Source organism: Nonomuraea sp. CA-218870, from assembly GCF_050936535.1.
GTDB classification, from domain to species: Bacteria; Actinomycetota; Actinomycetes; order Streptosporangiales; family Streptosporangiaceae; genus Nonomuraea; species Nonomuraea corallina.
The window spans coordinates 3,095,823-3,122,282 of the sequence record NZ_JBNJMN010000001.1 but is presented as its reverse complement, the minus strand read 5'-3'; the positions used below and the strand labels follow the sequence as shown (position 1 = coordinate 3,122,282).

The 26,460-nt window shown below is 70.0% G+C and carries 19 protein-coding genes and 1 pseudogene; 7 read left to right on the top strand and 13 right to left on the bottom strand.

The features are described 5' to 3' along the window. Positions 1-5 precede the first annotated feature (5 nt). From ACQEUU_RS15130 to ACQEUU_RS15085, 10 genes and pseudogenes are all read right to left on the bottom strand, one after another. Complete coding sequence (locus ACQEUU_RS15130; protein WP_433065930.1) at positions 6-4,913, bottom strand: ThuA domain-containing protein; 4,908 nt, start codon at positions 4,911-4,913, stop codon at positions 6-8. A gap of 212 nt (positions 4,914-5,125) precedes the next feature. After that, a complete protein-coding gene (locus ACQEUU_RS15125) occupies positions 5,126-5,806 on the bottom strand; it encodes an ROK family protein (RefSeq protein WP_433065927.1) in 681 nt (226 codons plus the stop codon). A 233-nt stretch (positions 5,807-6,039) separates the two neighbouring features. Then, positions 6,040-6,198, bottom strand: a pseudogene (locus tag ACQEUU_RS15120) (hypothetical protein); the annotation flags it as partial. Between the two features lie 518 nt (positions 6,199-6,716). Further along, the gene (locus tag ACQEUU_RS15115) at positions 6,717-7,952 is read right to left on the bottom strand and encodes an iron-containing alcohol dehydrogenase (RefSeq protein WP_433065924.1); all 1,236 of its coding nucleotides are present in this window, start codon (positions 7,950-7,952) and stop codon (positions 6,717-6,719) included. 58 nt (positions 7,953-8,010) lie between these two features. Beyond that, positions 8,011-9,471, bottom strand: coding sequence for an NAD-dependent succinate-semialdehyde dehydrogenase (locus tag ACQEUU_RS15110; RefSeq protein WP_433065922.1), 1,461 nt, complete (start codon positions 9,469-9,471; stop codon positions 8,011-8,013). Between the two features lie 41 nt (positions 9,472-9,512). Continuing rightward, entirely contained in the window at positions 9,513-10,589 is a 1,077-nt protein-coding gene (locus ACQEUU_RS15105; RefSeq protein ID WP_433065919.1) for an ABC transporter ATP-binding protein, read from the bottom strand. Next, positions 10,589-11,656, bottom strand: a complete 1,068-nt coding sequence (locus ACQEUU_RS15100; RefSeq protein WP_433065916.1) for an ABC transporter ATP-binding protein — start codon at positions 11,654-11,656, stop codon at positions 10,589-10,591. The genes ACQEUU_RS15105 and ACQEUU_RS15100 overlap by 1 nt, the downstream gene beginning before the upstream one ends. Next, positions 11,656-12,567, bottom strand: a complete 912-nt coding sequence (locus ACQEUU_RS15095) for a carbohydrate ABC transporter permease (protein WP_433065913.1) — start codon at positions 12,565-12,567, stop codon at positions 11,656-11,658. The genes ACQEUU_RS15100 and ACQEUU_RS15095 overlap by 1 nt, the downstream gene beginning before the upstream one ends. After that, on the bottom strand, positions 12,567-13,499 hold the full coding sequence (locus ACQEUU_RS15090; protein ID WP_433065910.1) for a carbohydrate ABC transporter permease: 933 nt from the start codon (positions 13,497-13,499) through the stop codon (positions 12,567-12,569). Before ACQEUU_RS15090 ends, ACQEUU_RS15095 begins: the two co-directional genes overlap by 1 nt. 14 nt (positions 13,500-13,513) lie before the next feature. After that, complete coding sequence (locus tag ACQEUU_RS15085) at positions 13,514-14,857, bottom strand: extracellular solute-binding protein (RefSeq protein ID WP_433065907.1); 1,344 nt, start codon at positions 14,855-14,857, stop codon at positions 13,514-13,516. A gap of 407 nt (positions 14,858-15,264) precedes the next feature. Here ACQEUU_RS15085 and ACQEUU_RS15080 point away from each other — a divergent pair, with 407 nt between their 5' ends. From ACQEUU_RS15080 to ACQEUU_RS15070, 3 genes are all read left to right on the top strand, one after another. After that, positions 15,265-16,008 carry a GntR family transcriptional regulator gene (locus ACQEUU_RS15080; protein ID WP_433065904.1) on the top strand — a complete coding sequence of 248 codons (744 nt, stop codon included), beginning with the start codon at positions 15,265-15,267 and terminating at the stop codon, positions 16,006-16,008. Positions 16,009-16,101: 93 nt separating this feature from the next. Then, positions 16,102-16,671, top strand: coding sequence for a DJ-1/PfpI family protein (locus tag ACQEUU_RS15075; protein WP_433065901.1), 570 nt, complete (start codon positions 16,102-16,104; stop codon positions 16,669-16,671). 19 nt (positions 16,672-16,690) lie between these two features. After that, complete coding sequence (locus ACQEUU_RS15070) at positions 16,691-17,512, top strand: alpha/beta fold hydrolase (RefSeq protein ID WP_433065898.1); 822 nt, start codon at positions 16,691-16,693, stop codon at positions 17,510-17,512. Here ACQEUU_RS15070 and ACQEUU_RS15065 read toward each other — a convergent pair. Both ACQEUU_RS15065 and ACQEUU_RS15060 read right to left on the bottom strand, forming a co-directional pair. After that, positions 17,466-18,680, bottom strand: a complete 1,215-nt coding sequence (locus tag ACQEUU_RS15065) for a YbfB/YjiJ family MFS transporter (RefSeq protein WP_433065895.1) — start codon at positions 18,678-18,680, stop codon at positions 17,466-17,468. The genes ACQEUU_RS15070 and ACQEUU_RS15065 overlap by 47 nt on opposite strands. A 17-nt stretch (positions 18,681-18,697) precedes the next feature. Continuing rightward, positions 18,698-19,528 (bottom strand): alpha/beta hydrolase family protein, encoded by an 831-nt coding sequence (locus ACQEUU_RS15060; RefSeq protein ID WP_433065892.1) that lies wholly within the window; start codon positions 19,526-19,528, stop codon positions 18,698-18,700. Between the two features lie 80 nt (positions 19,529-19,608). Here ACQEUU_RS15060 and ACQEUU_RS15055 point away from each other — a divergent pair, with 80 nt between their 5' ends. The 4 genes from ACQEUU_RS15055 (at position 19,609) to ACQEUU_RS15040 (ending at position 23,507) form a co-directional block, all read left to right on the top strand. Next, positions 19,609-20,199 carry a TetR/AcrR family transcriptional regulator gene (locus ACQEUU_RS15055; RefSeq protein WP_433065889.1) on the top strand — a complete coding sequence of 197 codons (591 nt, stop codon included), beginning with the start codon at positions 19,609-19,611 and terminating at the stop codon, positions 20,197-20,199. A gap of 153 nt (positions 20,200-20,352) precedes the next feature. Then, positions 20,353-21,108 carry a DinB family protein gene (locus tag ACQEUU_RS15050; RefSeq protein ID WP_433065886.1) on the top strand — a complete coding sequence of 252 codons (756 nt, stop codon included), beginning with the start codon at positions 20,353-20,355 and terminating at the stop codon, positions 21,106-21,108. 1,014 nt (positions 21,109-22,122) lie between these two features. Beyond that, complete coding sequence (locus ACQEUU_RS15045; protein WP_433065883.1) at positions 22,123-22,602, top strand: hypothetical protein; 480 nt, start codon at positions 22,123-22,125, stop codon at positions 22,600-22,602. Between the two features lie 68 nt (positions 22,603-22,670). Further along, positions 22,671-23,507, top strand: a complete 837-nt coding sequence (locus ACQEUU_RS15040; RefSeq protein WP_433065880.1) for a metallophosphoesterase family protein — start codon at positions 22,671-22,673, stop codon at positions 23,505-23,507. A gap of 90 nt (positions 23,508-23,597) precedes the next feature. Here ACQEUU_RS15040 and ACQEUU_RS15035 read toward each other — a convergent pair whose 3' ends face one another. After that, positions 23,598-26,444, bottom strand: a complete 2,847-nt coding sequence (locus tag ACQEUU_RS15035; RefSeq protein ID WP_433065877.1) for a glycosyl hydrolase family 95 catalytic domain-containing protein — start codon at positions 26,442-26,444, stop codon at positions 23,598-23,600. Positions 26,445-26,460 lie beyond the last annotated feature (16 nt).

The window sequence follows — 26,460 nt, the reverse complement described above, 5'->3', positions numbered from 1 at the left end:
CGCGATCAGCGGCAGCTGAGCGCCGGGTAGCCGGCGTCGTACGACGAGGTGACCTGCTCGCCGCCGATCGTCGCGACTCCCTTCACGGTCACCGCGCCGGCGTCGATCTGCCCGGCCCGGCTGTTGAAGGACTGGTACGCCTGCTTGCCCGGTGCCACGTCGGCCACGGTCTTCAAGCCGAACGGGGTGGTCAGCGTCACCGTCACCGGCACGTCGGAGCCGTTGACGGCCGTGACCGCCACGTACGCCGAGGTGCCGATGCAGCGGGACGAGGCGGAGACCGTCAGGTCGACGGCCGCCGCCCTGGCGAGGCGGAAGTAGTCGAACGTGACCTTCTTCGACGCCGACTGGTCGGTGCCGATCGTGTAGACGCCGACCTTGGCGTCGGTCGCCACGGCGCTGTTCCGCACCGCGGCGGACAGCTCCGTCCAGGTCTCGCCGTCGGCGGAGTAGGACCCGGAGTAGGCGTCGCCCTCCTTCTTGAGCCGCAGCCACCAGATGCCGGTGGTGAGGTTGTTCACCTGCGGCTGCGGGTTCTGCACGGTGCCGCCGACCTCGCTGCGCAGCTCGATGCTCCGCGTCACTGTCGACCCGGCCGCGTTGGTGGTGAGGAAGTCGAGCTTCACGTAGTCGTCGTCGCCGGTGTACACCATGAGGCCGCCCTGCTGGTACCGCTCGTTGAGTGCCGAGGCGTCCACCTTGGTCTCCAGCGTCCAGTCGCCGCTCGGGGTCGGCTGCAGGATGAGGTTCTTCGGGCCGGTGTTGTCGGTCCCGTAGATGTCACCGGTCGTGGTGTCGAGCTCCAGCTTGCCGTCGCTCACGCGCACCGCCGTGGCGTCGGGGCGCACGATCGCGGTCCAGCGGCAGGCGTCGAGCGCGGTGCCGTCGAACTCGTCGTCCGGGTCCGGCCCGGTCGCGCTGTCGTCCGGCGTGATGTGGAACCAGTCGAAGGACGCGTCCACCACCGGGTGGTCGGCCCCCGCCAGCGAGATCATGCCGATCTTCGGGTCGGTGATCCCGGCGAGCGGCTTGGTCTGCGGCATCGCGGTGAACGTGGTGCCGTCGGCGGAGTAGTGGGCGGTGATGTTCGTTCCGTCGCTGACGAACCGCACGTACACGGTGTCGGGGTAGGCGTCCCCGAGAGTGGCCGTGTTGCTCTGCGCCACCTCGTTGGGGCTGCCGTTCTCCTCCCGGATGAACTGGAAGATGCGGTCGGCGTGGTTCGGACCCGAGGTGGAGCGCGCCTGGAGCACCATCTTGGCGTAGTTGTCGTCGTCGCCGTAGATGATCAAACCTGCCTGCTGGTACGCGTCCCGCGCGTCCAGCGTGAGCTTGGCGGTGGCGGTCCAGGCGCCCGACGGCGCCGGCTGCACCACGATGTTCGGCGTGTTGCCGCCCGCGCTGTAGATGTCGGTGGTCGAGGTCGGGATCACCAGCTTGCCGTCGGCGACCCTGAGGTCCTGGTTCTCCCTGACGACCGACCAGCGGTCCCGGTCGAGCCGGTCGCCCGGGAAGTCGTCGGAACGGCCGGAGAAGCACACCGCGGCCGGCGCGTCCACCTTGACCTGGACCTGCGCGGTGGCCGACGCGCCCTTGTCGTCGGACACGGTCACCACGGCCGTGTAGGTGCCCGGCGCGGTGTAGGTGTGGCTCGCCTCGGCCGTGGTGGGCTCCGGCGCGCCGTTCACGCCGAAGTTCCACGTGTAGGTGATCGGGTCGCCTTCCGGGTCGGTGGCCGTCGCCTTGAAGTCGACCGTCAGCGGGGCGACGCCCGCCGCCGGCGTCGCCGTCGCGGTCACGACCGGACGCTGGTTGTCCGTGGCGCCCTTGCCGACGAAGTCGACCCAGTTGACGTTCGCCAGGTAGGCGTCGTTCGCCGCGCTCGCCGGCTTGCGTACGACGAAGTACAGCGGTCCGCTCTCCGACGGCGCGCCGGTCACGTCGAGCGTGACGTCGGTGAACGTCTGCCAGCCGCCGGTGGGCGTCACCTCGGCCGAGCCGACCGGCGTGCCGGTCTCGGGGTGACCCGCCCTGACCTGGACGGTGCCGCCGGCGCCGCCCGAGGAGGCACGGAGCCGGATCGCGGTGACGTTCGACAGGTTCACCGGGTCGAACGACCACCAGTCGCCGTCCTGGACGAACCCGATGTGCTGATTGCCGCCCTGCGGGTCGCTCGTCGCCTCGGCCTGGACACCCGCGGCGTCGGTGCCCACGCCGTCGGCCACCCGGCCGGTCTGCGTGAAGTGCTCGGCCTGCTTGCGCTTGGGCTGCAGGAGGGTCTCGCCCCGCCCGGTCAGGGGCTTGGCGCCGTTGGCTCCCTCGTCGGTGTAGCTGGCCTCGACCACGTAGAAGAGGTTGTCGTACTCGCCGTGGCCGGCCTGCTGGGTCTGCAGGGTGCCCTCACAGCCCGTGTGCTGGTCGAGCGGGTGGCCGTGGCTCTCGTGACCGAGGATCGCCTGGATGCGCACCTTGTCGCAGTCGATCGTGCCGTCCTCGGGGTCGGTGGCGGTCACCTTGAACTTCACCTGGTCGCCGAACTCGAAGAAGGCGCCGTTCGGCGGGAGGTCCACCGTGACGGTGGGACGGGTGTTGCCCGCGTTGATCTCGACGCCGGCGGTGGCGGTCTTGCCGCCGGGGGTCGTGACGGTCAGGACCACGTTGTAGTCGCCGCCCTCCTCGTAGGTGTAGGAGGGGTTGGGGTCGGTGGAGTCGGTGTCGCCGTCGCCGTCGAGGTCCCACGCGAACGTGAGCGGCTCGCCGTCCGGGTCCCGGCTGCCCTCGCTGGAGAACGTGACGGCCAGTGGCAGCGGCCCGTCCGTCTTGTCCGCCGTGGCGCGGGCGATCGGCGGGCGGGTGCCCTTGATGTAATCGATCCGGTAGATGCCGGAGTCGGCGTTGTCGCCGCCGAAGCCGGAGCCCCACTCGATCATGTACAGCGCGCCGTCGGGGCCGAACTTCATGTCCATCGGCTTCTTGAACGACAGGGAGCCGAGGATGCGGTTCATCTCCACGAGCTCGGCGCCGCTCTCGTCGAGCTGGAACGACCACACCTGGTCGTTGTTCCACTCGCCGAACACGGCCTTGCCGTCCCAGTACTCCGGCCACTTCACGTCCGACTGCAGGTCCGGGTCGGCGCGGTAGACCGGGCCGCCCATCGGCGCGCCGCCCCTCAGCTCCGGGAAGTTCTGCGGGTCGGCCGCGTAGTGGTACCAGACCGTCGCGGGCACCATCGTGGGCAGGCCGGTGAGGCCGTCGTTGTTCGGGGACTCGTTGACCGGCGCGGCGCAGTCGAACGGCGCCCCCGACTGCTGGGTGGCGAAGTCGTAGTCGATGTACGGGGTGTTGTCGCCGACGCAGTAGGGCCAGCCGTAGTTGCCGGGCTCGGAGACGAGGTTCCACTCGACGGTGTTCTGCGGGCCCCGGGTGGCGCTCGCCGAGTTGGCGTCGGGGCCGTACTCGCCGAGCATGATGTGGCCCGTCTTCGGGTCGAGGCCGATGCGGAACGGATTGCGGAAGCCCATGCCGTAGATCTCCGGCCTGGTCTTCTCCGTGCCCGGCGGGAAGAGGTTGCCGGACGGGATGGTGTAGGTGCCGTCGGGTTCGGGGTGGATCCGCAGCAGCTTGCCGCTGAGGCTGTTGGTGTTGCCCGAGGTGCGCTGGGCGTCCCAGCCGGCGCGGCCGGACCGCTCGTCGATCGGCGTGTAGCCGTCGGAGGCGAACGGGTTGGTGTTGTCGCCCGTGCCCAGCCACAGATCGCCGGTCCTGGGGTCCATCACCATGCCGCCGCCGTGATGGCAGCACTCGGCCCGCTGGACCGGGACGTCGAGGATCCGCGTCTCGCTCGCCAGGTCCAGGGTGTCGCCGGTGACGGTGAACCTGCTCAGCCGGTCGACGTTCGTCCCGGCGGGCGAGTAGTACAGGTACGCCCAGTGGTTGGTGTCGAAGCCGGGGTCGAGCGTGAGCCCGAGCAGGCCGCTCTCGTTGGCGGTGAAGACGTTCAGCTTCGCCGCCGTCACCGTGCCGCCGGACGGCTTGATGATCTTGACATCGCCGAGCCGGTCGATGTAGAAGACCCGGCCGTCCTTGGCGACGTCCACCATCATCGGGTTCGAGGTGTTGTCGTCGAGCGTGACCTTCTCGAAGCTGCTGCTCTGCGAGGCCGAGCAGTCGGCCCCGACAGCCCCGGCGGCGGTCTGGATGCCGCCGAGGAGCAGCTTCAGGAAGTTGGGCTCGCTGAAGTTCTCCTTGAGGTGGCCGAGCCCGGTGTACCAGGAACGGCCGCCGTCGTAGTCGTGGCACCAGGTGTTCGGGTGGTCGGCGCCCATCGTGGCGCCGGTGTAGGACTTCTCGTCCATCGACGTCAGCACGTGGACCGCGCCGCGCGGGTTGGCCTGGTAGTCGTACCACTCGTCGGTACGGGTCCAGGTCGCCGGCAGGTCCTTCGTGGACGGGTGCGCCGGATCCTCGACCTTGACCGTGGCCTGCTGGATCGCCGGGTGCGACTTGAAGTACGCCCCGACCAGCTTGCCGTACCAGGCCCAGTCGTAGCCGGTGTCGGCGGCGGCGTGGACGCCGACGAAACCGCCGCCGTTCTGGATGTAGCGCTGGAAGGCGTCCTTCTGGTCCTGCGTGCCCAGCGGGTCACCGGTCGTGGACATGAAGACCACGGCCTGGTACTGGGCCAGGTTCTGGTCCGTGAACAGCGCGCTGTCCTCGGTGGTGTCGACCGCGAAGTTGTTCTCCTGGCCGAGCTTCTGCACGGCCGCGATGCCCTCGGGGATCGAGTCGTGCCGGAAGCCTGTCGTCTTCGAGAAGACGAGCACCTTGAACGCGGGCTCGGCCGCCATGGCGGCCTCGGCGCTCACGGGCGTCGCGAGGAGGGTGACGAAGGGGACGACGAGGGCCAGGGCCATCGTCGTCGCGGTCCGGCGCCTCGGGCGCCGTCCGCGTGCTGGCAGGACCGCGTTGAGCAGCCTGGCCCACGTTCGATGACGTGGTGACATGGAAAACCCTTCCTGACCGGGGGGACGTCAGGCAAAGGCGCGCGCCGCCGCGCTGTTGCCACTTGGTGGTAACGGATGGTGCGGGGTGCTGGAGGGTGCCGTCTCCAGGCATGGGAGGGCCGTCAGTGAGGTACCGGCCGGGGCGATGTATCCATGATCGTCGCCGGGTCGTCGATGGTGTCGCTGACCACCATGCTGGCGGCGCCGCGGGAGGCGGCGCCGAAGCCGAGAGTGGAGGCGACGAACCGGCACTGGGCGGCGGGAGCGGCCACCACGAGCCGTTGCAGCTGATCCTGCGCGTGCGGCAGCAGCCACTGCGCCAGCGAGGCGAAGTAGCCGCCGATGACGATCACGCGCGGGTTGAACAGGTTGGCCAGGATCGAGCCGCCGAGCCCGAGCCACTTGCCGACCTGCGCCACCGCGGTCGTCATGCGCCGGTCGCCGGAGGCCAGGCCCCTGGCGAGGTCGGCGACCCGTTCGCCGGGGTCGGGCACCGGCATGCCGGGCAGCCCGTAGGCCTGCTCGGGCATGGCCGCGCCGACGAGCGCGGCCAGGCCGACCTTGGTCTCCCAGCACCCGATGCGGCCGCAGCCGCACTGGGCGCCGTTCGGGTCCACCTGCAGATGCCCGACCTCGCCGGAGAATCCGTCCGCGCCGCGCAGGAGCTCGCCGCCCAGGATGATGCCGCCGCCGACCCCGACCTCGCCGGTGAGGTAGACCAGGTACGGCGTGCCGGCGGCGACGCCGGAGGTGTATTCGGCCAGCGCGGCGAGGTTCGCGTCGTTGTCCACCCGCACGGGCACGCGCAGCGGGCCCAGCAGTCGTAGACGACCCGGCGCTCGACCAGGATCCGGCCGCTGAGGTCGGTGCCGTGGACCGCGATGTAGTCGACGTTGATCTCCATGCCGAGGGCGCCGACGTGCGCGCCGTGCAGCGCGACCGCCCGTCTGGGGCGGCCGACCGCGCCGACGTGCTCGACGCCGACCTCGCGTACCAGACGCCGTTCGAGGAGCTCGGCCATGAGGTTGGACACGGTGGCCCGGTGCAGCCCGGTCGCCTCGGCGATGTGGGCGCGGGACAGCGACTTGTGGTCGCGCAGCTCGCGCAGCACCAGCGAGAGGTTCGCCCGGCGCAGCGCGGCGGAACCCGCCGGCGGAGCGCCGCCCGAAGCACGGCTGGGCGGCCTGTACGTCATGAGTACCACCCGCCCCTTTGTTTATCTTTGAGATCAATTAATTGAGTTTGTAACACGCGAGTTACGCATGCGCACCCCACACATTCGTAACGAGTTGGCATCGCCGAAATCCCCGCATTTCAGCGGACATTCCGGCGCCAGCTATCTGAAAGTTACATAAATTGCCACCGGTTTCCCCTTGTGCCCTCAGAGGCCGGCCCCTTTAATTCGGCTTGCCAGGCGAGTCGCGGCGGCCCGCGGGAGCCACCGCGAACCAGGCCACCGCCGTGCCCTTCTCCCCCAGAACGTCCCGCCCGTCTGCTCGGCCGTCCGAGCCGCGGCGGCACCGTTGACGCCGACCTCGGTGCCACCGCGGCGGTGCCAACCAGTGCCATCAGGCGGGTGGGGCACGGCCCACCGGCCCGAGGAGGCCCCGGGCGCCTGCCGCCCGGGGAATGGGCGGCTCCTATTACGGCGTAGCCGATAATTTCCGATACCCAGGGATGGCAGCGAACTCGTCGTCTATTAAAGGCCCGTCACTATTTCTGCTCCGAAATCAGGACGTGTCGGGTTCGGTCCCCGAGCCAGGCCGCTTCGAGGATCGCGGTCAGGCTGGCGGTGTCGGTCGGGCCCGGATGGTTCTGGATCAAGCGGGTGACACCACCGGCCATCTCCGCGAAGCGCGGGAGGTCGGCGCGTGCCACGCCGATGTCCGCCAAGGTCGCAGGGATGCCGATGTCGGCCAGGAGCCCGTCGAGCCAGGTGAGGAACATATCCGCGGCCTCGGCGTCCGAGGCGCCGGTCACATCGAGCCCGCACACCTCGGCGAGGATGGCCAGCCGGTCGCCGATGGCCTCCCTGGCCGCGTCCAGCGCGTAGGGCAGCAGCAGCCCGACGCCCAGGCCGTGCGGTGTGTGGGTGGCCGCGCCGATGGGGTACTGGAGGGCGTGCGGAGCCGCGTTGCCCGCGTGGGAGAACGCGAGCCCGGCCAGCATGGACCCATAGGACATGTCCGCGCGCGCGTCCTTGTCGCCTCCGTCCCTGACGACATGGGGCAGGCTGCGGGCGATCCGCTCCGCTGCCAGGAGCGCGTAGTGATCGGTGATCGAGTTGCGGCCGAGGAAGACCTGCTCCACCGGGTCGCGCGGTCCGTGGGCCCGGGGCCGCGCGGTGTAGCTCTCCACCGCGTGACAGAACGCGTCGATGCCGGAGTGGGCGGTGACGGTCGCGGGGCAGGTGTAGGTGAGCTCGGGGTCGACGATGGCGAAGTCGGGCACGATGTGGACGCTGGAGACCCCCACCTTCAGCTCGCGGTCAGGGTCGGTCAACACCGAGACGGGCGTGAGCTCGGAGCCGGTGCCCGACGTCGTCGGGACCGCGACGAGAGGAATCGTCGGCCCCGGCACCTTCGACTCGCCGTAGAAGTCGCGCGGCGTCCCGCCATGGCACCGGATGACGCCGACGATCTTGGCGAGGTCGATCACCGTGCCACCGCCGATGGCGAGAATGACGTCGGCGTCCACGTCCGCGGCGGCCGAGACGGCCAGGGCGACATCGGCGAGTGGCACGTCAGGGGTCGCGTCGGCGAACACCTCGACGGCTTCGACCTTCTCCCGCACGGTGGCCACGATCTCGGCCACGCCCGGCTGCCCCAGAAGAACCCGGTCGGTCACGACGAGGACGCGCGAGCCACACTCGGCCACCACTCGTGGGATGTTCTGCGCGACCCCTTCGCCCACGATCAGCTGGCGTGGCCCGCGGACGGTCTCAAGCATGTCAGTGCCTCTCTGGAACGTCGGCGGTGATGTGCTGGCGCCTGGAGCAGCGGGCCGCTCACGGCAGGTCGATCGCCGCGTAGGTGAGGTCGAGGTACTCATGGATGCCCTCGTGCGACCCCTCCTTGCCGATCCCGGACTGCTTCACGCCTCCGAACGGAGCTGACGGGTCCGAGATCAGGCCACGGTTGACGCCGACCATCCCCGTCTCCAGCCCCTCGGTGAACCGGAGCGCCCGCTGGAGGTCACGGGTGAAGACGTATCCGACGAGGCCGTGATCGGTGTCGTTGGCCTTCGCCATCACCTCGTCGTCGGACGTGAACGAGATGATCGGCGCCACCGGGCCGAAGATCTCCGTCTGCAGCATCCGCGCGTCCTCGGGCACGTCGGCGAGGACCGTAGGCGGGTAGAAGTACCCCGGCCCATCCGGACGCTCGCCGCCCACCAGGACCCGGGCGCCGCGATCGACCGCGTCGGCGACGAGCTTGTCGATCTTGGTGACCGACGCCTCGTCGATCAACGCCCCGACGTCCACGCCGTCGTCGAGACCATGGCCCACCGAGAGCGCGCCCATCCGCTCGGCGAAGCGCGCCGTGAACTCCTCGCGTACCGGCTCCTCGACGTAGATGCGATTGGCCGCGATGCAGGATTCCCCGATGTTGCGCATCTTGGCCACCATGGCACCGTCGAGCGCGGCGTCCAGGTCCGCGTCGGCGCACACGATCAAGGCGGCGTTGCCGCCCAGCTCCATGGAGGTGCGCAGCACGTTGTCCGCCGCCTGCCGGAGGAGCACGCGCCCGACCTCGGTCGACCCGGTGAACGAGAGCTTGCGGGTCCGGCGGTCGGCCAGCAGTGCTGAGACCACCTCGCCGGCACGCTTGGTCGTCACGACGTTGACGACGCCCGGGGGGACTCCGGCCTCTTCCATGATGCGGGCCAGCAACAGCATGGTGAGCGGCGTCTGGGCCGCCGGCTTGGTGATCGTCGTGCAGCCCGCCGCCAGCGCAGGAGCGATCTTGCGGGCGCCCATGGCCAACGGGAAATTCCAGGGTGTCACGAAGACGCACGGTCCGACCGGCTTCGGCACGGTGAGGATGCGATATCCCCCAGCGGGAGCGGTGCTGTAGCGTCCCTCGACGCGCACCGCCTCCTCGGCGAACCAGCGGAAGAACCCGGCGCCGTAGGCCACCTCTCCCCTGGCCTCGGCGAGCGGCTTGCCCATTTCGAGCGTTATCAGGCGGGCGACCTCCTCGGATCGCTCGGTCAGTGCCCGGTACGTCGCGGTCAACAGTTCCGACCGTTCTCGCGGCGGGGTCGCCGCCCACTCCGCCATCGCCTCGTCGGCCGCGTCCAGAGCGGCGAGCCCGTCGGCGACGCCGGCGTCCGCCACCTCGGCGATGGTCTTGCCCGTGGCCGGGTCCTCGACGGCGAAGGTGGCTCCGCCTGCGGCGTCGCGCCAGGCGTCGCCGATCCGGAGCCGCCGGTGCTCGGGGGCCAGGACGTTCATCGGGTCACTCATTGCGTCGCCTCCTGTGATGTTCCTGGTGCTGTCCGGCGTGACTACCGCCCGGCCTCGGACAGCGCCAGCCCGGTGCCCGCGTCGAACAGGTGCGCACGGTCCAGGTCGACCGTGACAAGCAGCCGCTCGCCCGGCGTACCGGTGACAGTGGCTCGTGCCTTGACCTTGAGGATCTCCGTCCCCACTCGGACGTCGACCACCGTCCGGTCACCGAGCGGCTCAAGGCCGTAGAGCTCACCTGACAACGACGCGTCCCCACGCCGCTCGACGGACAGGTCCTCCGCGCGCAGGCCCAGCAGCAGCGGACGACCGTCCTCAGCCGTGGTCCAGCGGGGCCGCGGCAGCGTCCAGCCTTCCGCCCCGATCAGACGGTCTCCCTCGGCGTGGCAGGGAAGCAGGCTGATCGGCGGGCTCCCCACGAATCCCGCGACCCACTGATTGGCCGGACGCTCGTACACCTCGGTCGGCGTTCCGGCCTGTTGCACCTTCCCCTCCTTGAGTACCGCGACCTGGTCGGCCATGGACAGGGCCTCGACCTGGTCGTTGGTCACGTAGACGAAGGTCGCTCCGAGGCTCCGGTGGATGCGGGCGAGCTCGGTGCGCATCTCGACGCGGAGCTTGAGATCGAGGTTGGTCAGCGGCTCGTCCATGAGAAACGCGCGTGGGGTACGTACCAGCGCCCGGGCCAGGGCGACACGCTGCATCTCACCGCCGGACAACTGCGCCGGACGACGCTGCAGCAGACGTTCGATGTGCAGCAGGCTCGAGATCCGCTCGACGGCGGCGGCGATCTCGCTCGCGGAACGGCGGCGTGCCCGCAGCGGCGACGCGATGTTCTCGTACGCCGTGTGCCGCGGGTAGAGGGCGTAGTTCTGGAAGACCATGGCCAGGTCGCGCGCGGCCGGGGCGTCACCGGTCGCGTCCCTCCCGTCCAGACGCACCGACCCGGCGTCGAGCTTCTCCAGGCCGGCGATCGCTCGCAGGGTCGTCGTCTTGCCCGCCCCGGAGGGCCCGAGCACGACGAAGAACGATCCGTCCGGCACGTCCAGCGTCACCCCGTCCAGGGCCTGGACTTTGCCGAAGGACTTGCGCAGCCCGTGCGCTGCCACGGTTCCCATCAGGCCACCAGCTCTTCCGTGCTCACGTCGTAGACCGCCGGGGTCCCGCCGAGGTGCCGCAGCCCGACCGGTGCGTCAGCGGCGAAACGGACGGTCGGTGGCATCCGAACCCGTACGTCCCGCCGGCCGCCGTGGTCGACCACGTAGATGATCTCGTCGCCGAGCCACTCCGCCGAGATCAGGCGGGCCGGAACCGAACGTTCCGCCCCTGGTTCTGTGACTTCCAGCGCCTCCGGCCGGACGCCCGCGACCAGACGGCGGTCGCGCGGCAGGCCTGGCGGTGGCGTGAAGACCAGTCCGTCCTTGCTGCGCAGCTTCCCGTCGGCCACCTCCACCTCGATCAGGTTCATCGGCGGGGAGCCGATGAACGCGGCGCAGAAGAGACTCGCCGGACGGTCGTAGACTTCCAGCGGCGTGCCGATCTGCTCGACGCGGCCCTTGTTGAGTATGGCGATCCTGTGACCGAGCGACATGGCCTCGACCTGGTCGTGGGTGACGTAGACCATCGTCGTCCCCAGCTCCCCCTGCAGGTGCTTGATCTCCGTGCGCATGTCCGCCCTCAGCTCCGCGTCCAGATTGGTGAGAGGTTCGTCCATGAGGAATGCGCGCGGTCGTCGTACCAGAGCGCGGGCGAGCGCGACGCGCTGCTGCTCCCCGCCGGACAGCCGGCGCGGCCGGCGGTCCAGGAGCGGACCGAGCCGCATCAGCCGGGCGGCCTCGTCGACGCGCTCGCGCACCTCCGCCTTGGGCAGTCCTTCGGCCCGCAGGGGGAACGCCAGGTTGTCGCGGGTTCTCAGGTGCGGGTAGAGAGCGTAGAACTGGAACACCATGGCGATGTCGCGCTCGGCGGGCGGCAGGTCGTTGACCAGCGTGTCGCCGATGCGGATGTCGCCCGTCGTCTGCCTCTCCAGGCCGGCTATGGCCCGCAGCGTGGTCGTCTTGCCGCAGCCCGAAGGGCCGAGCATCACGAACAGCTCGCCGTCGCGGATGGACAGGTCCACGTGATCGACCGCCACCGTCCCGTCCGGGTAGCGCTTGTGCAGGGCGCTCACCTCGATGCCCGCCATCAGCGTCGCACCGCCCCGAGCGTCACACCGGCGACGAGGTGCTTGCGCACCAGGTAGGCGAAGACGAGCACCGGCAGGGCGAACACCACGGAGGCGGCGGCCACCAGACCCCAGTCCACGGTGGTTCCGCCGATGAGGCCGGCTATGGCGGGCGGGGCCGTCCGCACGCTGTCGCTGGAGGTGAGGAAGATGGCGAACACGAACTCGTTCCACGAGAAGATGAGGGCGAAGACCGCCGTCGCGGCGATGCCGGGCAGGAGCAGGGGAAGGGTGAATCGCCAGAACGCCTGCAGGCGGGTGTAGCCGTCGAGCATGGCGGCATCCTCGTACTCCGCGGGCACCTCGTCGACGAACCCCTTCATCATCCAGATCGTGAACGGGACGTTGAACGCGGCGTAGATGAGGATCAGGCCGAGCTTGGTGTCGATGAGCCCGACCTGGCGGTACATGAGAAAGATCGGGATCACGACCACCACGGGCGGCATGAAGCGGGTGGACAGGATGAAGAACAGCTGGTCCTTCTTGGCCTTCACGGCGAAGCGTGAGTAGGCCCAGGCCGCCGGAACCCCCAGCACGGTGGCCAGCGCCGTGGAGGCCCCGGCGACCACGACGGAGTTGAGGAACGAGACGGACAAGGTCGAGCGACCGCCGCCGGAGGCGACGAACACGTCCTTGAAATGGTCCATGGTGACCTTGAAGTCGAAGAACTTGGCCGGGATGGCGTAGACGTCCCGGTTCTCCTTGATGGACGTCTCGATCATCCACAGCACCGGAAAGAGCATCACGACGGCCAGCACGGCCAGCAGCGCGACCTCCAGCACGGCGCGGCCCCGGCCGCCGAAGCGGCGCGCGAGCGGCGTGCGATCCCGGGCAGGACGTGTGCCCACGGCCTCGTCGACGGAGACTGCCATCAGTCCTCCTTGAGCTTGTTCAAGTAGCGCAGGTAGAGCTGCGTGAGGACGATGACGACGAGGACCATCAGGATCCCGTACGCCGAGGCGGTTCCGGTGTTGAAGCCCAGGAACGCGACCTTGTAGACGTGGAACGACAACGTCTCGGTGGAGACCCCCGGACCTCCGCTGGTGAGGATGTAGACGAGGTCGAACAGCCGGAAGGCCTCGATGGCCCTGAACAGCACGGCGATGAGGAGCAGCGGCCACACCAGCGGAAGAGTGATGGTGCGGAACCGGAACCACTCGGACGCCCGATCGATCGAGGCGGCCTCGTACAAGTACCTGGGAACCGCGGTGAGGCCCGCGAGCGCGATGAGCATGATGAACGGCGTCCATTGCCAGGTGTCGACCAGGATCAGGGAGATCAGTGCCGTTCGCTGCCCGGTGAGCCACTCCACCTGCCCCAGGCCGAGCGAGCCGAGCATGCTGTTGATCACGCCGAACTGCGCGTCGAGCATGAATCGCCAGAACAGCCCGACCACGACCGGCGACAGCATCATCGGGACCAGGAACAGGGTGGTCAGCAGTCCGCGCCCGTGCGTGCGCCGTGAGATCAGGTAGGCGATGGCGAAGCCGAGCACGGTCTGCAGGGTGACCGCGCCGACCACGTAGACCAACGTCGTCAGGGCCCTCTGGTGGACCTGCGGCGACGTCAGGATGGCGGTGTAGTTCTCGAACCAGAGGAACTGGGCGGGCCCCCCGCGGGTGGCCGAGTAGTCGGTGAAGGACAGGTACAACGCCCACAGCAACGGGAACACCGACATGGCGAGCAACAGCAGCAGCGCGGGAGAGGTGAAGGCCACAGCGAGCCCGCGGTCGCTCAGGCGGCGGGACCGGCCCGGTGCGGGCGGCGTCGCGGACGCCACCTGCCCGGGGTGGTCGGTCGTCAAGGGGGCGGAGTCGCTCACAGTCCGCCGCCGCCCTTTCCGGCGCTGGAGTCGAGGACGCTCTGCTGCTCCTTGGCGATGTCGTCGAGCGCCTCCTTCGGCGTCTTCGCGCCGTTGAGAGCCGCGTTCACGTTGGTGTTCTCAATGTCGACGAGGCGCGCGTACTCGGGCACATTCCACATGTCCCGCATCCGCGGCACCGAGTCGGTGTACACCTGGTTGAACGGCGCGGCGTTGAGGAACTCGGGCGACTCCAGGGCGTCCGTACGCGAGGGCACGCCACCCGCCGCGGCCCACTTCTTCTGGATGTCGGCCTGCTCGAACCACTTCATGAAGTTCAGGGCCTCCGCCTGGTTCGCCTCGGGGGAATAGGCCGACACGTGCATCCCCATGCCGCCGAGAGGCACCAGGTTCGTCTTCTGACTCGGCAGGGCGGCGAAACCCAGCTTGCCGAGAATCTCCTCCCGCGAGGCGCCGAGCGTCGACTGCTTCGGGTCGAGCAGGCCGCCGCTCGCGGCGATCCAGTTGAACGCGATGCACGCCTTGCCCTGGGCGACCGCCGCGTTCACCTCGTCGATGAACCAGTTGCCGGAGCCCTTGGCGGTCAGCGGCTTCATCTTGTTGACCAGGACGTCCATCGCCTCCTGGCCCGCGGCGTCGTTGAGTACGCCGTCGATCTTGCGCGTCTTGGGGTCCCACAGGTTGCCGCCGTAGACGCCGTTGACCGTGTTGTAGGTGACGGCCGCGGCGTCGGAGCCGTTGGCCTGGTGGAAAGCCAGCCCGCTGACGCCGGGGTTGTCCGCCTGGCACTTCTCGGCGACTGAGATCATCTCGTCCCAGGTCTGCGGTGGCTTGTCACCGATCAGGTCCTTACGGTAGATCATCGTCCAGGTGTCGCCGAGCAGCGGCAGTCCGTACAGGCTGGCGTTCTCGTCGCGCTTCCCGGTCTCCGCCTGGGGGAACTGGCCGTAGGCCGCCAGGAGATACGGGTTGTACGCCTTGACGTCGATGTTCTTCTTGACGAAGTCGGTGATGTCCAAGATGTTGCCGTTCGTCACGGCCTCGCCGATGTGCTGTGAGTCCAGGATCGGGATGTCGAAGTCGGTCTTGTGCGCGGCGAACTGGGTGAACATCGCGTCGTGCCAGTTCGCGTTCGGCACGGTCTTGACCTTGACGGTCACGTTCGGCCGTTCCTTGGCGTACTCCGCGTTCGCGAAGGCTTCCAGCGCGTGGGCGGGGGGCCAGTCGAACCAGATGAAGCTGAGGGTCAGCGGATCCTTGGTGAGCTCCGGGATGGTCGCCGGCGCCTTGGGGGCGCTGTCGTTCTGGCCGCCGCCGCAGGCCACCGCGGTCGTGGCCACTAATAGGGCCGCCGCCGCCAGCCCCGCCTTCCGACCGGGAACGGACAGTCGTCCTCTTCGCTTGGGATACCGCATCTTCCTGCCTGCTTTCTGCGCGGGGACTTCTGGAGCCTTGCTGCGTGCTTCGCCGAGCGGTTGGCGGGTTGTTCAGGCGTGTCGCCGGCTGTCGCAGGGGCTGACCCGCAGACCGGCGTCATGAGTACGCCGCGACGTGATGGGACTTCGAGCATGCTCATGAAGCTCCAACTGATCGAAGCGGAGCGATGGCGGACGGTTCCCCGATGAGTGAGGGATGGCTGGCATCCGTCACCTTTCCTATACGATCCGATGGGGAGCGTCAACATCCCGCAGTATGGCGACCGATGTCGACAGGTTCCCGAAGACGCAAGAAAGGACCTCACGTCACGATGGACGACGAAGCGGTGACCGCGCGGCCCCCTGAGGCCATGACGGGCGGAACGCCGCCGGGGAGATCTCGCGGCCGGCTTGCCGACGAGGTGTACGACGCGCTGCTCGGACAGATGATGTCGCTGCGCATAGAGCCTGGCTCCCGCGTCACGATCGACGCCCTGGCACGAGAGCTGGGGGTCTCACAGACGCCGATCCGAGACGCTCTGAACCGCATGGAGGCCGAGGGCCTGGTCGTGCGGGTGCCCCATGCCGGCTATCGCATTCCTCCCCAGATCACCCGTCACCGATTCGAGGACATGCTCGAGGTCCGCCTGCTCCTCGAGCCGGCGGCGGCGCGCAGATCCGCCGAACGCGCGTCGCCGAAGCAGGTGGCCGGCATGCGACGCATGCTGGAGGACATGGCGGAGCTGGAGGGGGGCAAGGGGCCCATGGCCTATGGCGCCTTCGGGCTGCGCGACGCCGCTTTTCACGACCTCGTCGCCTTGAGCGCGGAGAACCAGGTCATCCGCGAAGCGCTCGCCCGCCTGCACACGCACGTGCACCTGTTCCGGCTGCACCGCGACGCCCAGGTCACTCACTTGGCCATGGCCGAGCACGAAGAGGTCCTGGCCGCGATCGCCGCGCGTGACCCCGACGCCGCCGCCTACGCCATGCGCCGGCACATCCTGCGGTCCGGCGAGCGGTTCCGGCGGCTGTTCGACGAGGCGGAGGCCGCGGAAGGAATAGCGGAAAAGGCTTGACGGGCGGACGGGGCCGGGGAATGCTAACTCAATCCCATCCGATCGGATCGGATCGGATCCCACCTCACCCGCACCGGATGCGAGGAGAAGCAGGTGCCCAGAGCGCTGCTCCTGACCGGCGACGCCGCCGAGGAGCTCGACACCATGTATCCCTACTATCGCGTGCAGGAGGGCGGCTGGGACGTTGATGTCTCGTCACGGACGATGCGTGACGTTCAGCTGGTCATCCACGAGTTCGACCCCGACTCCGACGCCTACGTGGAGAAGAACGGCCGGAAGCTGCCGGTAGACGTGCCCTGGGCCGAGGTCGACGTCGAGCGCTACGACGCCCTCATCATCCCTGGGGGACGTGCCCCCGAGTGGATCCGGGTCGACGCAGACGTCAGGCGCATCACCGAGCACTTCTTCGCGCGCGACCTCCCGATCGCGCTGGTGTGCCACGGCGCGCAGGTGCCGGCTGTGTACGGGCTGCTCAAGGGGCGGAAGACGGCGTGCTTCCCGCCCATCACCGGTGACATGGAGAACGCGGGCGCGACGGTCATCGACGCTCCCGACGTCGTGGACGGCAACCTCGTCTCCTGCCGGGGGTGGCCCGACATGCCGCAGTTCGGCAAGGCGATGATGGAGCTCTTCTCGAAGTCCGTCAGCTCCGCATCGGCATGAGCGCACCCGGCCTGTCCCGGTGACGGCACTTCGGACCGTCACCGTCGACGGCTCCCCCGTCCACGTCCTGGAGTGCGGCACCGGGCCCGCGGTGCTGATGCTGCACGGCTCCGGACCCGGTACGACCGGATCCGGAGCCTGGGCGTCAACGGCACAGGCGCTGGGCACGTCCTGGCGTCTGGTGGCGCCTGACCAGGCAGGGTTCGGCCGTACGCCGATCCCGGCGGGCTGCAGGGGCGGGCTCCGGCTGTGGACGGAGCGGGCCGCGGGTCTGATGGACGCTCTCGGCGTCGAGCGCTACGCCGTGGTGGGCCACTCCATGGGCGGCGCCGTGGCGCTGGCGCTGGCGGCCGCGCGTCCCCAGCAGGTCACCCGTGTCGTGGCGGTCTCGACGATGGGCGCCCCAGGGGCGCCGCTGTCCGCCGAGCTCGACGCGGTCTGGGCCGCCCCCGCCGGCCCGCTCGGGGCACGGGACATGTTGAGCCGCCTCGTCTTCGACCAAGCGCTCGTGACCGAGCCGGCCGTCGCCGTCCGCGCAGCCGCGATGCGAGCGGGGGCGGCCGCCTTCGCGTCGTTGTTCCCTCCACCCAGGGCACGCTGGGCCGGCGACCTCGCCCTCTCGGCGCGAACGCTGGCGGGGATCCGCGCGCCCGTGCTGCTCGTCCACGGCGCCGAGGACCGGGTCACCCCGCTCGGGACGGCGGCCCTGCCCCTGCTCGAACACCTGGCCGATGTCCGTCTGCACGTGCTCGGCCGGTGCGGGCACGTGCCGGCGCTCGAACACCCGCAGGACTTCAGGCAGCTCCTGTCGTGCTTCCTCGGCCGGGAGCGACGTCCCTGATCGCCAGGCGCTCCCCTGCCAGGCGCCCGCCGTGATCACAGTCGGCCCGGGTGCCGCGGACAGGCGTGAAACGGCCCGCGATCGCAGCGATCAGCGCCGCCGCGGCGCACAGGATCGTGGTCCAGAACAGGGTGGCGTCGGTCGAGGTGCGATCGGCCAGAAGCCCGGCCAGCCAGGGGCCGGCGGTCTGGCCGGCCGCGAACAGCGCGGTGAAGGCCGACAGCGTGGCGGTCCGATCCGCGGGTGCGACGTGGGCCTTGATGAGTGCGGTGACGGCGGCGGGGACGCCCATGAACGTCGCCCCGTAGACGATTGCGGAGGCAAGGATGACCGGCGGTGCGGACGCGATCAGCGCCACTGCCGCGCTGCCGGCCAGGACAGCGAGCAGGGAGGTCAGGGCCCGAGTGCCGGGCCAGTGGAGGGTTGGGCGGCTCCACAGCGCGGGTGCCGCCACGACGGCCAGACCCAGCGCCGTCCACGTGAGCATCACCTGCACGAGCGGGGCGTGCCGATCGGCGAGGTAGGCGGACAGGAAGGTGATGTAGGCGATGTAGCCCGCGGCGAACAGCAGGTAGGCCAGGGCGATCGGCCACAGCAGGCGCAGACGTGCCCGGCCGGCGACGACGGTCGGCTCTTTCTGGCCGATATCCGCGGCGGTCCAGCTGACCAGTGCGGCCAGGGCGGCGGCAAGGCCCAAGCCGACCCAGGCCAGGCGCCAATGACCGGCCAGTGCCGGGAGGGTGGCGCCACTGCAGGCGATGCCCAGCCCGGTGCCGGCGAAGTACACGGCGATGGGCGCGCCGGAGGCAGCACGGGTGGCCAGGCTTGACGCGATCACGCCACCGGCGATGAACACGGCTGCTCCCGCCGCGCCTGCCATGGCTCGTGCGGCCAGCAGCGCCAGGTAGTCATCGGTGCTCGCGGTGCCTGCCAGCGCCACCGCGACCAGGACCATGCCCGAACGGAAGATGACAGCGGTGCCCCAGCGGCGGGCGATGGCGGCGGTTGCCACAGCGCCGAGCAGGTAGCCGAGGCCGTTGGCGGTGTTCATCGCCCCGGCTTCGGCCAAGGACCAGTGGAGATCCTCCCGCATGGCGGGCAGGAGGAGACCGTACGCGAACCGCGCGAGCCCCAGTGCCGAAGCGGTGCCCAGGGCCAGCCGCAGCACCTGCCGGTATGTCGCCCTCATAGGTGCCGCGCCAGGAAATCCAAGATCGTCCGTGCCAGTGTCACGCGGTGGTCCGACAGCGCGTGGTCGGTGGCGAAAACGTGGTGTTCGAGGCTCTTGATGGGGTGCGCCTGATACGCCGCGACCACCGGTTCGTGATGCAGGTCGTACGGGGTGACGGTGTCGGAGCTGGTGCCGATGAGCAGCACCGGGCGGTCGGCCAGCAGTGGCGCGAGCCGCGCCAGTCGCCAGGCCTCGCCGGCCGCCTCCATCTCGGCGACGAGCGCCTTCCCGCTGGTGCCTCGTAGAGGGCCGAGTTCGCCGTCGAACGCCTCGGTGTAGAGCGCGCGGCGGCCCGGGTCCGCGCGGCACAGTGCTGACACCGTACCGAAATCGAACGCCGCCGCTGAGGCGACCGCAGCGATGGACGGATCCGCCGCCGCGGTCATCAGCGCGGCGAAGCCGCCGAGGCTGTGGCCGATCAGCACCACCTGCCGCGGATCCAGCCGGTGGGCGATCGCGAGGTTCCGGTCGCGCAGCCCGGCCACGACCGCCGCCGCGTCCTCCAGCACGTGGCCCCACGACCACGTGCCGCCGACGCCCCACGAGCCGCGATAGTGGAACACCAGGGACGCATAGCCCGCCCTGCGCAGCACCTGCGCGAGATCGAAATTGCGTTCGTCGCCCGGGAATCCGTGCAGGAGCACGACTATCGGATGCGGTCCCCGGCCGGCCGGTACGTGCAGCACGCCCAGCAGGCTCGCGCCGCCGCTGGGAAAGGTCACCGCACGCGTGGCGGCCGGGAAGTCCGGGTCGCGCGGCGGATCCGCGGCGAACGGGTCCGTCATCAGAAGCCTCCATAGATCGAACCGATCGGTACGATCTATGACCTTAGCAGTCGATCGAACCGGCCGGTACTATCTCATCCATGCCAGTCGCCAAGGGCTCGACGATCGACCCGGTCCGCACCCGCGCCACCATCGTCGACGCGGCCATCCCGGTCCTGTACGAGCGCGGACTGGACGGCATCGGTGTCGCCGAGCTGTGCACCCGCCTCGGGGTGTCCAAGGAGACCCTCTACCGGCACTTCGGCACCAAGGAAGGGCTGATAGAAGCCGTGCTCCAAGAGCGCAGCGAACGTGTGACGCAGTGGCTGGCCGGGGTCGCCGAGGACGCGGGGAACGATCCTCGCGCCCAGCTCGCCGCGGTGTTCGACGCCCTGCAGCAGTGGTACGACGATCCGGTCTTCCGCGGCTGCGCGATGCTCAACGCGGCCGCCCAGCACCACATCGACTCCGTGCGCGCCATCACCGCCCGCCACCTCGACCGCTACCTGGAGGTCTTTACCGGCATCGCCGAGCGCGCTGGAGCCGCCCACCCGCGCCTGCTGGGCCGGCAGTTCCTCATGCTGGTCGAGGGCGCCACTGTCGTCGCCGCACACCAGGGTGCGGCCGACGCGGGCGAGCAGGCCCGCCAGGCCGCGCTCACCCTGCTGTCCGCGGCCTCTGAGGGCGTTTGATCTGTAGGTGTTCGGGCGCCTCACGCGCGTTCCTGTCTGCGCCCTCACCGAACCCCGGGTCCGAATGAGGCTCTTCCCACCTGATCGCGCAGGTCAGCGGGGGGCACCGGGATAACCACGTGGCACCCGGGACGGATGCGGGATACTGCCTGGATGACTGCTGAATACGCCCAGAGCGACCGGTTCCGCGGTGCCCGCATCCACCTGTGCGATCTTTCCGGTCTGGAGGTCCGCGATTGTGAGGTCAGCGGCCTGAAGATCGTCGACTGCTATGGGAGCGACGTCTACCTCGGTGGCAACTTCGAGCGGCTCGTCGTCAACGACGTCGACGTGACCGCCTACGTCGAGGCCGAGCTCGATCGCCGGAACCCCGCACGGGTGCTGGCGCGTGACGCCGTGTCCCCCGGCGACTATCGGGCTGCTTGGGATGCTCTCGAGACGCTGTGGGCGGCGACGCTCGACCGCGCCAGGCTGTTGCCCGAGGCCAAGCTGCACGAGCAGGTCGACGGCGAGTGGTCGCTGGTCGAGACCCAGCGGCACCTGCTGTTCGCCGGCGACGCCTGGCTCGGCAATGCGGTGCTGGAGGAGGAAACGCCGTACCACCCGTGTGGCCTGCCTGCCGGCGGGATGCCGCCCGAGGCGGCGGCGAAGCTCGGTCTCGCCCTCGACGCCACCCCGACGCTCGAAGAGGTGCTCGCGCCGCGGCTCGCCCGCATGGCCACGATGCGGCGGGTCGTCGACGGGCTCACCGAGGCCGAACTCGATCGGGTCTGCGGTCGCAAGCCGGCCGATCCGTATCCCGACCAGGAGTACGTCGTGCGCCGCTGCCTCAAGGTGGTGCTGAAGGAGGAGGCCGAGCATCACCGCTATGCGGTGCGCGATCTCGCCGTGCTCGAGGCCGGCGCTTGACCCGGCGCCGACCGGCCGGAGATGCCCTCCGGCCGCATGGCGTGCCGCTCGTCTCGGCTCCTTGGTCGGTCAGCCGAGCGGGATGAGGATGCCGGCCAGTTCGCCGGGCCTGGAGAGGAAAGGCGAGTGGGAGGCGTCGAGCGTGACGACGGAGGTCGGGGTGTCCGGGTACGCCGCGTCGGCCGTCGCGGGTCAGGGTGGTGGTGCCCAGCATGATGCCGATCGGGCCGTCGGGTGTCAGCAGGCCGGTGGCGGCGTCCTCGACCGGGTCGCCCTGTAACAACGGCGCGACCCGGTCGTCGGCGGCCTCGGGAAGCCGCGTGTACGCCGCCGCGGACACGTCTGACGCCGGCATGTACGCGGTGAGGTACACGGCGTGCGCCACGAGTCCGGGTGTCCCCAGCGGCGATCGGCACCCGGAGGTTGATGAGCGTCTCCAGCGTCGGGTCGCCGAGCACCGGGTCGGAGACGACCACGCCGTCGAGATGGAGGGACGGAACGCGTCCCGGGTCCCTGGTCGCGGGGATGAGCGTGAGCGCCAGATCGTGGGAGAGTGCCTCCTCTGCGGCGCCGATCGCGAGGTCCATGTAGTACTCGAGACCGATCGTGCGCCCGGGGAAGTAGAGGCCGATGACCCCGGTGCGGCCCCGGCGTACGGCTACGCGCGGTACTACATCCTGCCGTGGGACGCTGACATCTGGCCGCACGGGCCGACCCCCGCGGACAAGATCGGCACCCCGCTCGGCCGGATCCGCCCGAGGCGGGAGACCGGCCGGGGACGTGCCGCGGGGCACGGGACCTGATGGACGCGTACGACGCGCCGTCGCCCCGTGCCCCGCAGGCGCGGCCCGGCCGCATGGAGGGTCAGGAACCCGCAACGCCGAAGGACACCGGCACAGCCGGTATTTGTACGCAGCTTGTGTGAGGCGGCGGGGCGATGCTGCGGGGACAGGGACCCGTGCTCCCCGCGGATCGGGGAGGCCCCCACGCGCCCTCTACTCAGAAAAGGGCATCATGAGATCTCACCAGCTGATCGCCGGACTGGCCCTGGCCGTGGGCCTGGTGGTACCGCCGGCTGTGACCGCGGCCCCGGCCGCCGCCATGGCGACGTCGTGCCGCGTGGAGCTGTACGACATCGACTCGCTCAACGCCGCGGAACGGGACGGGCGGGACGAGCTCCGCTTCCTGGTCGGCGGGAACCTGTTCCCCAGGTTCAACGACGACTACTTCCCGATGGTGACCGGAGGCGACGGGGACCCCGCCGACTTCGAGTTCCCGACCTCGATCGTCACCATCGGCAGCGTGGGCTTCGACCTGCGCGAGGTCACACCCCCGGCCGCCGGGACGGGCGACAGCCTGGGCGTGGCCATCGCGAACGGCACCACGTGCTTCGCGCTGGCCAGGGGCGAGGTGGCCATCGAGGAGACCTTCCTCGACGGGACCGATGAGACCTTCTACTCCTACCACGTCAGGCTCAAGCTGACCGGGCTGTAGGTCCCTCCTGCCGCCGGGCTGACCGCGGGGTTGCCGAAGCCGGGAGGACTTGCGAGACTCAGTGATCTATGGCGGGAAAGCTGCTGGCCATCAGTGATCTGCACGTTCGCTACGAGGACAACAGGCGCTTCGTCGAAGGACTGCGGCCGGAGTCGGACGACGACTGGCTGCTCGTCCCCGGCGACGTCGGGGAGATCTTCGCCGACGTCGACTGGGCGCTGCGGCTGCTCGCCGAAAGGTTCTCCACGGTGGTGTGGGCGCCGGGCAACCATGAGCTGTGGACCCATCCGCGTGACCCCCTGGGGCTGCGCGGGGAGGAACGTTACCGGGCCCTGGTGGAGGCCTGCCGGGGGCTGGGCGTCCTGACTCCGGAGGACCCCTACCCGACCTGGCGGACGGGCGGGGTCGAGGTGACCGTCGCACCCCTGTTCGTGCTGTACGACTACACCTTCAGGGCGGGGCACCTCACCCAGGAGGCCGCGCTGGAGGCGAGCTACGAGGCGGGCGTGGTCTGCACCGACGAGTTCCTGCTGCACCCCGACCCCCACCCCAGCCTGGACGCGTGGTGCCGGAGCCGGCTGGACCTCACCGAGGCGCGGCTCGCGGAGCTGCCCGCGGGCAGGCCGATCGTCCTGGTGAACCACTTCCCGCTGATCCGGCGGCCCACCGAGGTCCTGCGCCACCCGGAGTTCGCCCTGTGGTGCGGCACGGAGGCCACCGCCGACTGGCTGCGGCGCTACCGCGTGGTCGCGGCCGTCTACGGGCATCTGCACATCCCGCGCCTGCTCACGCAGGACGGCGTGCCGCACTACGAGGTCTCGCTCGGCTATCCGCGCGAGTGGCAGCCGCGCGGGTCGGCGCCCGGCCTGACCACGATCCTCCCTCAGCTCGCCCTGGTCGGCTGACAGGAGGCCGATCCGGGGTCGGTCCGGGGTCGGTCCGGAGGGAATCGCCACCGCGCGTCTGCCGTGCCCTTGCCGAGCTTCCGTCGGTGGTCACGCGTTCGTGATCGTCCACTGGTTGTTGGCGCTGGTGTTCGGGGTCCACAGGCCGACGGTGGAGCCGGCGGTGGCGTTGCCCATGCCGTCCAGGGCGGTGCCGGTGCCCCGGTTGATGATCTGGTGGCGGCCGTTGCCGGTGCTGTTGAGCCGCCATTGCTGGTTGGCGCCGCCGTTCCAGGCCGCCTGCCGGGCGGTGGCGCCGTTGGCGGTGTTGCCCCAGCTGTCGATGACCATGCCGTTGGTGCGGTTGACGATGCGGTGCCAGCCGCCGCCCAGGTCGACGAGCTGCCACTGCAGGTTGGTGCTGCCGTCCCAGTTCCACTGTTTGAGGTTCGATCCGGAGGCGACGTTCCCGCCGCTGTCCAGTACCAGGCCGGTGGCCGCGTTGGTGATCCGCACGTGGCTCGCGGGCGCGGGGCCGGATCCGGTCATGCGGTACGTGCGACCGGCTTGACCGGTCAGTCGGATGACGTCGTTCTCGGGCTTGGCGACGCTGACGGGATCGCCGGTCGTGGTGTCGACCACCTGGTGGGTGCCGGCGAAGATCCGGGCGCGGACGTCGACCGTCCCGTCGCGGTCGAACCTCAGGAGGATCTCGGTGGCCCCGCCGGCGCTCCAGGTAGCGTCCACGGTGTGGCCGCCCCGTCCTCGCAGGCCCCGTACGGTGCCGTTGGGCCAGGCCGGCGGCAGGGCCGGCAGGACGTGCAGTTCGCCGTTGTGGCTCTGCAGCAGCATCTCGGCGATGCCGGACGTGGCGCCGAAGTTGCCGTCGATCTGGAACGGCGGGTGCAGGTCGAACATGTTCGGCGCGAGCCGGGCCGTCGTCACCAGGAGGCGGAGCAGCGTGTGCGCGCGGCCGCCCTCCTCCATCCGCGCCCAGTAGTTGATCTTCCAGGCCAGGGACCAGCCGGTCCCGTCGTCCCCGCGGAGTTCGAGGGTGCGCCGGGCAGCGGTGTACAGCGCCGGGGTGCCGCGCTTGCTGATCTGGTTGCCGGGGTGCAGGCCGTAGAGGTGGGAGATGTGCCGGTGGGCGGGCTCGGTCTCGACCCAGTCGTACAGCCACTCCTGGATGTTGCCGCGTGAGCCGATCTTCATGGGCGGGAGCCGGTCCCGGGCGGCCAGGACCCGGGTCCGGAAGTCGGCGTCGACGCCGAGCGCCTGGGAGGCCTGGGCGCAGCCGTTGAACAGGTCGCGCAGGATCTGGTTGTCCATGGTGGGGCCGGCGCAGACGCTGACACCCGCGTGGTGGGCCAGTTCGGGAGAGTTCGACGGGTTGGTGACCAGATACCCGAGCTGAGGTTCCTGTACGAGGGTCTCCAGGAAGAACTGCGCGGCGCCTTTCATCACGGGGTAGTACCGCTGGAGGAACTCCAGGTCGCCGGTGAAGCCGTAGTGGTCCCAGACGAGGGTGGCCAGCCAGGCCCCGCCGGTCTGCCACATGCCCCAGAACGCGCCGTCCACGACCGACGTGCCCCGCCACGCGTCGGTGTTGTGATGGGTCACCCAGCCGCCGGCGCCGTACTGGGCGCGTGCCGTCCGGGCGCCGCTGACCGCGAGTTCGCCGAGCATGGCGAACACCGGCTCGTAGCACTCGGACAGGTTCGTGGTGTCGGCCGGCCAGTAGTTCATCGGCAGGTTCGCGTTGATGGTGTACTTCGAGTCCCAGGCCGGGGTGAGCGAGTCGTTCCAGATGCCCTGGAGGTTGGCCGGCTGCGTGCCCGGCCGGGAGGAGGAGATCAGCAGGTATCGGCCGTACTGGAACAGCAGCGCGGAGAACTGCGGGTCGTCGGTGTTCGCGTGCTGGGCGATCCGCACGTCGGTGGGCTGGTCGGCCGCCGCGGTCCGGCCGAGGTCGAGTGTCGTACGCGCGAACAGCCGCTGGTAGTCGGCGACGTGCCGGCCGCGCAGGTCTCCGTAGGTCCTGCCGGTGGCCGCGTCGAGGTGGCGCCGCGCGATGCCCTGGTGGTCGCCGCCGGTGTCGCGGAAGTCGCGGTAGCTGGAGCCGATGGAGATCAGCACCGTCACGCTGTCGGCCGACCTGACCTGCAGGGTGCCGCCGGAGCCGCTGACGCTGCCGCCCTCGGCGACGGCCCGCGCCAGCGCCAGGAATCGGACAGAGCCGGCCACCCCTTCCATGTCGCCCGAGACGCCGTCGAGGGCGATCGTGGTGCCGTCCGGGCTGGAGCGCGTCGCCCGCTGCGGGCTGCCGAAGGTCGCGGAGAACGTGATCGACCCCGGCCTGTCGGCGGTCAGCCGCAGGGCGATCACCTGGTCGGGGGCGCTCGCGAACGCCTCGCGCCGGTAACGGACGCCGTTCTGCAGGTAGGACACGGCCGTGGTGGCGGTGGTGAGATCCAGATGCCGGCTGTACTCCGAGACCCCGGCGGTGCTGCCGAAGCCGAGCCGCAGATCACCGGCGGTCTGGTAGGCCAGCTGCCCCACCGGGTTGCCCCGCATGTTCTGGTCGATCATCGTCTGGGCCTGGCTCCACTGGTTCTGGAAGACCAGTTGCCGGATCTGGCCCAGTGCCGCCGCGCCTCGGGGGTTGCTCTGGTCGTACGGTCCGCCGGCCCAGATGGTGTCCTCGTTGAGCTGCAGCCGCTCGGTGTCGACGTTGCCGAACACCATGGCGCCCAGGCGTCCGTTGCCGATGGGGAGCGCCCGCAGCCAGTCGGTGCCGGCGCTCTCGTCGTACCACAGGGCCAGGTCGTTCGCGGCGGTCACCTCCGGCGGGGGCGCCGAGGCGGCCCGGGCGGCGGCGGTCCACACCAGGGGCAGCATGGCGGCCCCGGCTCCGGCCGCGCCGAACCTGAGGACTTGCCTTCGTGACAGGTCAGACATCTCGCATCCCGTTCGT